The organism is Streptococcus sp. 10824, from assembly GCF_013276595.1.
Classification (GTDB): domain Bacteria; phylum Bacillota; class Bacilli; order Lactobacillales; family Streptococcaceae; genus Streptococcus; species Streptococcus pseudopneumoniae.
Genome location: NZ_VMLH01000101.1, coordinates 22032 through 32365, shown reverse-complemented (window position 1 = coordinate 32365; position 10334 = coordinate 22032). Strand labels below are relative to the sequence as shown.

The 10334-nt window shown below is 39.6% G+C and carries 12 protein-coding genes; 2 read left to right on the top strand and 10 right to left on the bottom strand.

Annotated features, from left to right (window positions below):
• Positions 1 to 159 precede the first annotated feature (159 nt).
• From HT701_RS09360 to typA, 5 genes are all read right to left on the bottom strand, one after another.
• Entirely contained in the window at positions 160 to 801 is a 642-nt protein-coding gene (locus HT701_RS09360; protein WP_023939973.1) for an ABC transporter ATP-binding protein, read from the bottom strand.
• A gap of 1 nt (position 802) precedes the next feature.
• Positions 803 to 2824: a bacteriocin-associated integral membrane family protein gene (locus tag HT701_RS09355; protein WP_172931455.1), complete on the bottom strand. Its 2022-nt coding sequence runs from the start codon at positions 2822 to 2824 to the stop codon at positions 803 to 805.
• 70 nt (positions 2825 to 2894) lie between these two features.
• Complete coding sequence (locus tag HT701_RS09350; protein ID WP_172931454.1) at positions 2895 to 3194, bottom strand: lactococcin 972 family bacteriocin; 300 nt, start codon at positions 3192 to 3194, stop codon at positions 2895 to 2897.
• Between the two features lie 389 nt (positions 3195 to 3583).
• Entirely contained in the window at positions 3584 to 3838 is a 255-nt protein-coding gene (locus HT701_RS09345; RefSeq protein WP_023932983.1) for a DUF3165 family protein, read from the bottom strand.
• A gap of 19 nt (positions 3839 to 3857) precedes the next feature.
• Entirely contained in the window at positions 3858 to 5699 is a 1842-nt protein-coding gene (gene typA, locus HT701_RS09340; RefSeq protein ID WP_172931453.1) for a translational GTPase TypA, read from the bottom strand.
• A 159-nt stretch (positions 5700 to 5858) separates the two neighbouring features.
• On the opposite strand from typA, the gene HT701_RS09335 reads away from it, so the two are divergent.
• Positions 5859 to 6584, top strand: a complete 726-nt coding sequence (locus HT701_RS09335; RefSeq protein ID WP_001235041.1) for a 16S rRNA pseudouridine(516) synthase — start codon at positions 5859 to 5861, stop codon at positions 6582 to 6584.
• A gap of 42 nt (positions 6585 to 6626) precedes the next feature.
• Here the strand turns inward: HT701_RS09335 and HT701_RS09330 are convergent, their stop codons facing one another.
• The 3 genes from HT701_RS09330 to HT701_RS09320 all read right to left on the bottom strand — a co-directional run bounded on the left by HT701_RS09330 (position 6627) and on the right by HT701_RS09320 (position 7596).
• Positions 6627 to 6860 carry a hypothetical protein gene (locus tag HT701_RS09330; RefSeq protein ID WP_001088017.1) on the bottom strand — a complete coding sequence of 78 codons (234 nt, stop codon included), beginning with the start codon at positions 6858 to 6860 and terminating at the stop codon, positions 6627 to 6629.
• Positions 6861 to 6946: 86 nt separating this feature from the next.
• On the bottom strand, positions 6947 to 7327 hold the full coding sequence (locus HT701_RS09325) for a rhodanese-like domain-containing protein (protein ID WP_000259256.1): 381 nt from the start codon (positions 7325 to 7327) through the stop codon (positions 6947 to 6949).
• Positions 7327 to 7596 (bottom strand): YqgQ family protein, encoded by a 270-nt coding sequence (locus HT701_RS09320; protein ID WP_000051782.1) that lies wholly within the window; start codon positions 7594 to 7596, stop codon positions 7327 to 7329. Before HT701_RS09320 ends, HT701_RS09325 begins: the two co-directional genes overlap by 1 nt.
• 63 nt (positions 7597 to 7659) lie before the next feature.
• Between HT701_RS09320 and HT701_RS09315 the strand changes: the two genes are divergently transcribed.
• Positions 7660 to 8568 (top strand): LysR family transcriptional regulator, encoded by a 909-nt coding sequence (locus HT701_RS09315; protein WP_001222592.1) that lies wholly within the window; start codon positions 7660 to 7662, stop codon positions 8566 to 8568.
• Positions 8569 to 8622: 54 nt separating this feature from the next.
• On the opposite strand, the gene HT701_RS09310 is transcribed toward HT701_RS09315, so the two are convergent.
• Both HT701_RS09310 and rnz read right to left on the bottom strand, forming a co-directional pair.
• Positions 8623 to 9378, bottom strand: coding sequence for an SDR family oxidoreductase (locus HT701_RS09310; protein ID WP_119920112.1), 756 nt, complete (start codon positions 9376 to 9378; stop codon positions 8623 to 8625).
• Between the two features lie 20 nt (positions 9379 to 9398).
• Positions 9399 to 10328, bottom strand: a complete 930-nt coding sequence (rnz, locus tag HT701_RS09305; RefSeq protein WP_119920113.1) for a ribonuclease Z — start codon at positions 10326 to 10328, stop codon at positions 9399 to 9401.
• Positions 10329 to 10334 lie beyond the last annotated feature (6 nt).

The window sequence follows — 10334 nt, the reverse complement described above, 5'->3', positions numbered from 1 at the left end:
TTCGAAAATCTTTTCAAACCACGTCAGCTTTGCCTTTCCGTAGGTATATGTAACTGACTTCGTCAGTCTTATCTCCAACCTCAAAACAGTGTTTTGAGCAACCTGCGGCTAGCTTCCTAGTTTGCTTTTTGATTTTCATTGAGTATGAATCTTACCATATCATCTATGTGATAAATCGGTAACTCGAATGACCTGATCCACTTGCTCCCAAATCAGAGGATTGTGGGTCGCAATAATAATGGTCCGATTCGGATTTTTTAAAGATTCTAGGATAGAGAGTAATTCCTCAGAGTTTTTGGGGTCTAGTGAAGCGGTTGGTTCATCTGCAAGAATCAAAGGCGAATCCTTTAAAATTATCTTCGCTAGTGCAACACGTTGTGCTTCTCCTCCTGATAACTCAAATATAGGTTGCTTCAAATCCAAATAAGAGAGGTTTACACGGTTTAGAGCTTGTTTCATCAAAGAGATTTTCTCTTTTTCCTTCAACTTTTTACCAACTAAACCCAGATTGAGATTCTCTTTGACGGTTTGGCTTTCAATTAAGCCAAAATCTTGAAATAAGTATCCCAAGTAATCTCTAAAGAAAACAGAAGGCTTGATGTCCTTAAGAGAAGTACCATCATAGATGATTTGTCCTTTGTCATATGGCTCTAATCGTCCAATCATATTCAAGAGTGTTGTCTTACCACAGCCACTTGTACCGATTAAGGCATAAATTTTCCCACCTTCAAAATGAAGATTGGTATCTGAAAATAGCTGACGGCTTCCAAATTTTTTAGATATATTCTTTAGTTCAATCATCCTATTTTCCTTTCATAATTGTCATAGAAACACGAGATTCTTTCTGCGCTTGACGGTAAAGCGTCAGAACTGCACTAGCTAGAAACACTAATAAAGTGAGCAAACCAATCACCAAGTCTCGACTGCTTAAAATAAAGAGACTAGCACCAAATACAAAACTGGCAAATTGGCTAACCATATACTGAGCATGTGTTTCAAAAAATCGTAAACCTGAAATTCGTTTAATCAAGATATCTCGGCGGAATTGCTCGAAATATAGAAGATTGACAGAATAAAAGAGTAACAAGGAACTGGCTATTCCAACAATAGCTCCTAAGATTAAAGTTGCTGTTTCAGTTTGAACTTCATTATAACGAGTTAGATAAACACTTCTTCCTTCTTTAAGATAAGATACTTGCTTATAAATCCCAGCTTTCTTTAAGAGTTCTAGCCCACTCTCATATCCTTTGATAAAAAGTTGTTTTCCAGCATTGATAGACCAAACATATTTTGAAATGAAACTATCACCTGTAGATGTTGGAGTAAATACAACTAAAATCGGATCGGTTAAGTACTGAATGGATACTGGGCTTTCACCGTTATTATAAACAAATCGCTTTTCTCCAGTTGGAAGATAGCTAATAATCGCTCTCATTTCATACTCTAAAGGAGCACTTGCCTCCTCACTTGATTGCCCGTAATAGTTCAAACTTTCTTCAAAAGCTTTCTTAAGTTCTGCTTCCTGTGAACGAAGAGATTCTGGTAGTAAGAGTCCAAATTCTCCTTTTTGAAGATGGACTAACTTCTGTTTGGTCTCAGCATCTACCACGACCTTTTCCTTGTCCAAATAACTTGGGCTGACATAGAGAACATTAGCATCTGGACTATAGGTATCCAGTGTCTCTCCCTGTTCATTTTTTCCTTGAGGATTTGCAAAATGAATGAGATTATCTTTTACAAATAGAGCCTGTTCTTGTTCAACTGCTTCTTTGGAAAATTCATACCACTTGCTCTGATTTTCTGTATCTTTTCCTCTATCACCTAAGCCAAAAGAAATTTGATAATAGTCTGCTCTGTCCTTCCACGCTTGTTTTGAAATTTCAAGTTCTTTCAATCGTTGGTAAGACGTCAAGCCTGTCTTAACAGCGTATCCCACTGTAAAAACAGCTACTAACTGACACAATAGGGTTAAAGCCATCAAGCGTTTAAGGGGTAATCTCCCCTTAATAACAGGAACTAATGCTTTGTAACTCAAACTCATTAGATAAAGAAGCATTAGTAAAATTGAAATCGCCAATAAAAACAACAGATAGAAACTAATCCCAAAACCATAGGTGACTAACAAGATAGGATAAAACAAACCTTGACTAAAAAGAACGACTCCCCCACCTAGGAAGGAAAGGAGGGCTGATATAAGGAGCCACTTGATATCAGTCGATAAAGAATGCCCCATAATGGATAAGAGAGTCTGACCAGAAAAGAGTTTTATACCTGCTGCTCTCATTTCCTTAATCCGAGTGATAATCACTAAAGCAAAGAAAGATAAGCCAAATATTGCTAAACTAATTAAAATAAGGGGATTTAGTAATATTCGAAAAGCAAGAGAATAGGGCGGTATCTTTCGGTCAGCAATTGCTTTATAACCCAAATCTCCTAATTTATCGGCAAGCTTTTCTTTCGTCAAGGAGCCTGACAAAAGGAGATAACTATTTAGCGGATCACTACGTTCACGACTTTCTTGGCTAGCTTCTTGGAATTCTTTTGGTAAAGTTCCCTGACCATAAGTTGCATAAGTAAAGTTAGTCGTCCCATCCTTACTCGGCTCTACAATTCTTCTAGCTATTAAACTCTGTTCTGAGTTTGCAAAATTCTCCAATTCCTGTTCAAATACCTCACGCGTCGGTTCCTGAGTATCTTTTTTGACACGAAGTAAAGAAACGGAATCATAGCTTGCATATAAATATTGTGGCGCACGTAAGACAATAATCCAAGCAAGGAAGAAGCTGAGAAAAAAAGTTGATAATAATATGAATAGTTTCTTCATAGTAGACTCCTTGTAAACAAAATTCCCCTTGTAATTTCTTACAAGGGGAATTATCTAAGAAAACTAAATATTAGTCATAGTCATAGTAAAATGCTACTTGTTCCCCAAATTTAGTCCAAATCCAAGCCTCTGAAGTTTTCCCTGCAGGTGCTGATCCTTTATCTGAATGACTATCCCATTTACTTACAAGAGAAGAATAATGATATTTTTTACCATGATAGTAATTTGAAAAAGCCCAACCACCTCCTGAACCTTCTCCATACGTCCATACTCCTCCATCTGGATATTGTACAGCAGCTGATGCAGCTTCCAATAATATAAAACTTGAAATAAGAGCTAGAGCAAGTAATCTATGTTTTTTCGTTTTCATTTTATTTTTCCTTTCAAAAAAGCACACCCTGAGCAACAATGCAACAAAATAAATCCTATTCTCTCTTTTTTGAAACCGATTTCTTATATAATAAGAATAGCATTTTTATTATTTGTTGTCAAGGAAAAAATCGAATTTTTTAGATATTTTACTATATCACCTATATGAATAATGTTTTTATGTTACCTATATGAATAATATTATATAGTAGTTTTATTTCGAAATAATATGCAACCAGTACTAACCAAATATAAAATAGATGTCATTAACGAATTTTATTCCAGTTTTTCCCATTCATATTATCCAAGCAAAAGTGATGATGTTAACTAAAAAGCAATTCAAACTATTGTAAAATTCCTACCAAAAAAAGAGAGCCGAAACTCTCTTTTTTATCTTCTTTTACTTTTTTTGACTGGCATGAGTGTGATGTCTCTCACACTAAAGTAAGCTAGGATTAACATGGCTATTGCTAGGAACATTTCTGTTGGTAATTGAAAAATTTTCAGAAAAGATAGAGCCAACAAAACCAAAAGTGCCACTAAAATACATACCATAGCGACGATATTGACTGTCCCTTTAATACTTTCTGGTGTCGCAAATACATAGAGTAGGAGCAGTAAAATCCCTAGGACTAAATAGACCATCTTTCTCTCTTTCTAGCTCTTATTCAGCTGATTTTTTCTTCTTGTTAGCTTTCTCACGCTCTGCCTTGTTAAGGATTTGTTTACGCAAACGGATAGACTCAGGCGTTACTTCCATGTACTCATCGTCGTTCAAGAACTCAAGAGACTCTTCAAGTGTCAAGATACGAGGAGTCTTGATAACAGCTGTTTGGTCCTTAGTAGCTGAACGAACGTTGGTCATTTGCTTCGCCTTAGTGATGTTAACTGTCAAGTCGTTTTCACGAGAGTTTTCACCGATGATCATTCCTTCGTAAACTTCAGTACCTGGGTTGACAAAGATAGTACCGCGTTCTTCGATAGACATGATAGAGTAAGTTGTAGCCTTACCAGCATCGATAGAAACAAGGGCACCACGGTGACGACCACCAATTTCACCTGGAATCAATGGCAAGTATTGGTCAAAGGTATGGTTCATGATACCGTAACCACGAGTCATTGACAAGAACTCAGTTGAGTATCCAATCAAACCACGCGCTGGAACAAGGAAGACCAAACGAGTTTGACCATTACCAGTTGAAATCATATCCAACATTTCACCCTTACGTTCAGAAAGGCTTTGGATAACAGATCCTTGGTATTCTTCTGGAGTGTCGATTTGTACACGCTCAAATGGCTCACATTTAACACCGTCGATTTCTTTTACGATAACTTCTGGACGAGATACTTGAAGTTCATATCCCTCACGACGCATTGTTTCGATAAGGATTGACAAGTGCAATTCTCCACGTCCTGAAACAGTCCATTTATCTGGTGAATCAGTTGGGTCAACACGAAGGGAAACGTCTGTTTGCAATTCTGCCTGCAAGCGTTCTTCCACCTTACGAGAAGTTACCCATTTACCTTCTTTACCAGCAAATGGTGAGTTGTTGACCAAGAAAGTCATTTGAAGAGTTGGCTCATCGATGTGTAGAATTGGAAGAGCTTCAACTGCGTCTGTAGGAGTAATGGTTTCACCGACAAAGATGTCTTCCATACCTGAAACGGCAATCAAGTCACCTGCTTTTGCTTCTTGGATTTCACGACGTTCCAAACCAAAGAAACCGAAGAGTTTTGTAACACGGAAGTTTTTAGTTGTGCCGTCAAGTTTAGAAAGGGTAACTTGGTCCCCAACCTTAACTGTACCACGGAAGACACGACCGATACCGATACGTCCAACGAAGTCATTGTAGTCCAAAAGTGACACTTGGAACTGCAAAGGCTCATCTGAGTTATCTACTGGAGCTGGGATATGGTCGATAATCGTGTCAAAGATTGGTGCCATAGTCGCTTCTTGGTCAGCTGGATCATCTGACAATGAAGAAGTTCCGTTGATCGCTGAAGCATAGACCACTGGGAAGTCAAGCTGGTCGTCATCTGCACCAAGCTCGATGAACAGTTCCAAGACTTCGTCCACTACTTCTGCTGGACGAGCTGATGGTTTATCGATTTTATTGACAACCACGATTGGGACAAGGTCTTGTTCCAAAGCTTTTTTCAATACGAAACGAGTTTGTGGCATGGTTCCTTCGTAGGCATCTACGACCAAGACAACACCGTCAACCATTTTCATGATACGCTCAACTTCTCCACCGAAGTCCGCGTGTCCTGGTGTGTCCATGATGTTGATACGAGTTCCGTTGTAAGCAACAGCCGTATTTTTAGCAAGGATGGTAATTCCACGCTCTTTTTCGATATCGTTTGAGTCCATAGCACGCTCAGCCAATTCAGTACGTGCATCAAGCGTTTCTGATTGTTTCAATAATTCGTCAACGAGGGTTGTTTTACCGTGGTCAACGTGGGCGATAATCGCAATGTTACGGATATCTTCTCTTGATTTTGTCATGATTTCCTCTAATATTCAAAATTTATTTTCTAACTGAACGATTATACCATAATTTCAAGTAAATAACATAACTCAAGCAAGTGTAAATGTTTTCACTCCGCTTTTCTTTTCACGTCAAGCCTTTTCAAAGCAAGCGACTTATGATAAGATAGGCACAGTATGCGTTTAGATAATTTATTAGCCCAAGAAAAAGTTAGCCGAAAGGCCATGAAGCAAGCACTCCTCAGAGGGGAAATTCTAGTCGATGGTTGCCCAGCCCGCTCCCTAGCTCAAAATATCGATACAGGACTACAAGAACTCCTTTTTCAGGATCGAATCATTCAAGGCTATGAACACACCTATCTTATGCTTCATAAACCTGCTGGTGTCGTGACAGCCAACAAAGACAAGGAACTTCCGACCGTCATGGACCTGCTTCCATCTGACATCCAGTCTGACAAGCTCTATGCCGTTGGCCGACTGGACCGAGATACAACGGGACTCCTCCTCTTGACCGATAACGGTCCCTTGGGCTTTCAGCTCCTCCATCCCCAATATCATGTCGATAAGACTTATCAAGTTGAAGTCAATGGACTTCTAACACCTGACCATATCCAAGTCTTTCAAAAGGGAATTGTCTTTTTAGATGGTACTGTCTGTAAACCTGCAAGACTAGAAATTCTATCTGCAAGTCCTTCCCTCAGTCGAGCCTCCATCACCATTTCAGAAGGAAAATTTCATCAAATCAAGAAAATGTTTCTCTCGGTTGGTGTTAAGGTGACTAGCCTCAAGAGAATCCAATTTGGGGACTTTACATTGAACCCAGATTTAGCAGAAGGTAACTACCTCCCTTTGAACCAAAAAGAGTTACAAATCATTAAAAACTATTTAGAGATGAGTCGATAAAATAAAAAAAGCTTTAAAACTAAAGCTTTTTTGTTTTTTTGCTTATCTAAAAACTACTGCGATTGTTAGAATCCAGTTAAGAACAGAAACTACAAGTCCTACGATGTTGAGAATTTTTTCTGTTTTATAGTCCAGTCCAGATTCTTTTTGGTATGAAAAAGCCAAAACCAATCCTATGATCCCCAAAATCAGACTCACTATTGGAGAAAGCAAACCAAGGACGATAGATAAGATACCTAAAATAAGTGAAGGTTTTTTCTTTTCTTGTGAATTCATATTATAAAATCTCCTTAAAATTAATATAAATGATGATACCATAAAATGCTAGCTTTATCTATCATTCGACAGATTTTTACAGAATGTTAGCTAGTCTTCACTTTCCCTTTCCAAGAATCCAAACCATAAGAAAGGATATAAATCTCAGAAAAACCTTGTTTTTTCAAGTAAAGGGCTGCATTTGTAACTCGTTGCGCACGTTGGTTTTCGTAGAGAAGGACAGGTTTATCCTTACGAAGGGCTGCAAGACTCGTCTTCAACTGACTTGAAGGAATATTGCGGGCACCAAGGATATGTTTTCTGTGGAATTCTGCTGGGTCGCGCAAATCAATCAATTGACCCGTACGAATCAAGGCTTCAAACTCCTCATTGTCTACAATTTTAGCCGCACGGCGAATACGAAGATAGTTAAAACCCATCCATGCCAACATTGCTAGTATAAGTGCCCACAAAATCCAAGTAACCATTAGTTCTTTTCTCCATTTTTCTCAATATAATCCAATTCTACCTTGTGCTCTCTGCGAAGAACCGCTTCTGCTTCTAGATAGTCTAATTTGTCCATCAACCCTGCATCGTAAATTCGAGAGAGCTCCAACTTCATCAGTTCAATATCATATAAGCGTTTTCCCATATAAACAATAATGCCAAATCGTTTGAGGAATTGTTGCACATCATAGAATGTTTTCATAAGACTCATTCTAGCAAAATTTTGTCTTTTTTTCAAGAAGAGACTCACACAATACTCCTGATTTTCCTATCTTCTTTGGCGATTCTGACACAAGTGTGGTACAATAAAAACATGAGAATTCAACAATTACACTATATTATCAAAATCGTCGAAACTGGCTCCATGAATGAGGCAGCCAAGCAACTCTTTATCACCCAACCGAGTCTTTCCAATGCTGTGAGAGACTTGGAAAATGAAATGGGGATTGAGATTTTTATCCGAAATCCCAAGGGTATCACCTTGACCCGTGATGGGATGGAGTTCCTCTCTTATGCCCGTCAGGTTGTCGAGCAGACCCAGCTTCTGGAAGAACGCTATAAAAATCCTGTTGCCCACCGCGAACTCTTTAGCGTTTCCTCCCAGCACTATGCCTTTGTGGTCAACGCTTTCGTCTCTCTACTCAAGAAAAGTGATATGGAAAAATACGAGCTTTTTCTTCGTGAAACGCGGACTTGGGAGATTATCGATGACGTCAAGAACTTCCGTAGTGAGGTCGGTGTCCTCTTCTTAAACAGCTACAACCGTGATGTTTTAACCAAAATGCTGGATGACAACCACCTGCTGGCTCACCATCTCTTCACAGCCCAGCCCCATATCTTTGTCAGCAAGACCAATCCTCTGGCAAAGAAAGACAAGGTCAAACTATCTGATTTGGAAAACTTCCCTTATCTCAGCTATGACCAAGGGACACACAATTCCTTCTACTTCTCTGAAGAGATTCTATCTCAAGAGCACCACAAGAAATCCATTGTGGTTAGTGACCGTGCCACCCTCTTTAATCTCTTGATTGGTTTGGACGGTTATACCATTGCGACAGGGATTTTGAACAGCAACCTCAACGGAGACAATATCGTTTCTATCCCACTGGATATTGATGATCCAATTGAGCTGGTCTATATCCAGCATGAAAAAACCAGCCTATCTAAGATGGGCGAACGCTTTATCGACTATCTACTAGAAGAAGTCCAGTTTGATAGTTGAGAAATGATAAGAACCAATATGTAGGTTAGCAACAACCTGCACATTGGTTCTTTTTTATTTATAATTAAAAGTCTCCCCTGCCAACTTATCAGCTAGCTTGGGAAAGAGAGTATAAAACTTATGGGCCAGGTTCAACAAAATCGGGAGATTAAGTTCTCGTTTGTTTTTTCCTATAATCTTGACAATCTTTTTAGCCACTGCATCTGGTTCCAATAGAAAACGGTCAACCGACTTGAGATAGGTTCCATCTGGGTCGGCCTGGTCAAAAAATCCTGTTCGGATTGGACCTGGATTGACTGTTGTCACATAGACTCCATAGGGCATAAGTTCGAGGCGCAGAGCACTTGAAAAACCAATAGCCGCAAACTTGGTCGCTGAGTAAAGACTGGACTTGCCAGTAGCGATTAAACCTGCCATGCTGACGATATTGATGATATGTCCTTTTCGACTCTCTTTCATACGGGCCGCAAGGCGTCGAGATAGATTCATCAGGGCAAAGGTATTGACCTCGAACATCTGGTGAATATCTTTATCAGCAATCTGGTCAAATCCCTCAAAAATCCCGTAACCAGCGTTGTTAATCAAGACATCAATCTTGCCATAGCGGAGATAAAGATCAGTTACCAGAGCTTCTAGGGCTGAATCGTCGGTAATATCAATTTCAATCAATTCTGCATGGGAATAATTTCCGTAGAGTTGGGCTAATTTTTCCTTATTTCTACCAAGCAAGATGAGTTGGTCATTGGGCAGGAGTTTGACCATTTCTTGAGCTAGACCACCGCTAGCTCCGGTAATGAGAATAGTAGGCATACTTATCCTTTCTGTGACTGCTAGATTTCCACTTCTTCCAAGTCTTTAACCACATGGACATTTTCAAAAATTGTGGCAGCGTCTTTTTTGAGTTTGCTGATATCTTTTGAGAGGAAGCGAGCACTGATATGATTGAGCAAGAGGCGTTTAGCACCTGCTTCTACTGCTACTTGTGCAGCTTGCATATTAGTTGAGTGGCCATGGTTACGAGCAATTATTTCATCGCCCTTGCCATAAGTCGATTCATGAACCAGGACATCAGCATTGACAGCCAGACGCACACTGGCACTAGTTTTACGAGTATCACCAAGAATAGTGATAATTTTACCTGGACGTGGCGCTGAGATATAGTCTACTGCCTTTATTTCAGTACCATCTTCGAGAACAACGTCCTGACCGTTTTTAATTTTTCCAAAAAGTGGGCCAAATGGGACACCAGCAGACTTGAGTTTTTCAGCATCCAGCGTTCCTTCTAGATCCTTTTGGATAACACGATAACCAACACAGAAAATAGTGTGGTCCAGCTCTTCTGCATACACCGTAAATTTATCGGTCTCAAGGATTTTTCCTAAAGAATCTTGGTCAAACTCATGAAAATGAATACGATAAGGCAGACGCGAACCTGACACACGAAGGCTGGTTAAGACAAATGACTTGATGCCTTGAGGTCCATAGATTTCCAAATCTGTCTGCTCTTCATTGGCCTGAAAAGCACGGCTAGAAAGGAAACCTGGCAAGCCAAAAATGTGGTCTCCATGCAAGTGAGTGATAAAGATTTTGCTGACCTTACGTGGTCGAATCGTGGTTTCAAGAATACGATTTTGCGTACCTTCTCCACAGTCAAAGAGCCAGACTTCGTTAATCTCATCCAAAAGTTTCAGGGCGAGACTGGAGACATTGCGGGCTTTAGAGGGCTGACCAGCCCCTGTTCCTAAAAATTGAATATCCATTCGATA

What these genes read in the sequence shown, in the direction of transcription:
- HT701_RS09330 (WP_001088017.1), bottom strand. Translation starts at nt 6,860, where the DNA reads ATGAATTCACAAGAAAAGAAAAAACCTTCACTTATTTTAGGTATCTTA.
- HT701_RS09355 (WP_172931455.1), bottom strand. Translation starts at nt 2,824, where the DNA reads ATGAAGAAACTATTCATATTATTATCAACTTTTTTTCTCAGCTTCTTC.
- HT701_RS09345 (WP_023932983.1), bottom strand. Translation starts at nt 3,838, where the DNA reads ATGGTCTATTTAGTCCTAGGGATTTTACTGCTCCTACTCTATGTATTT.
- HT701_RS09360 (WP_023939973.1), bottom strand. Translation starts at nt 801, where the DNA reads ATGATTGAACTAAAGAATATATCTAAAAAATTTGGAAGCCGTCAGCTA.
- HT701_RS09335 (WP_001235041.1), top strand. Translation starts at nt 5,859, where the DNA reads ATGCGTTTAGATAATTTATTAGCCCAAGAAAAAGTTAGCCGAAAGGCC.
- HT701_RS09315 (WP_001222592.1), top strand. Translation starts at nt 7,660, where the DNA reads ATGAGAATTCAACAATTACACTATATTATCAAAATCGTCGAAACTGGC.
- HT701_RS09350 (WP_172931454.1), bottom strand. Translation starts at nt 3,194, where the DNA reads ATGAAAACGAAAAAACATAGATTACTTGCTCTAGCTCTTATTTCAAGT.
- rnz (WP_119920113.1), bottom strand. Translation starts at nt 10,328, where the DNA reads ATGGATATTCAATTTTTAGGAACAGGGGCTGGTCAGCCCTCTAAAGCC.
- typA (WP_172931453.1), bottom strand. Translation starts at nt 5,699, where the DNA reads ATGACAAAATCAAGAGAAGATATCCGTAACATTGCGATTATCGCCCAC.
- HT701_RS09325 (WP_000259256.1), bottom strand. Translation starts at nt 7,327, where the DNA reads ATGGTTACTTGGATTTTGTGGGCACTTATACTAGCAATGTTGGCATGG.
- HT701_RS09310 (WP_119920112.1), bottom strand. Translation starts at nt 9,378, where the DNA reads ATGCCTACTATTCTCATTACCGGAGCTAGCGGTGGTCTAGCTCAAGAA.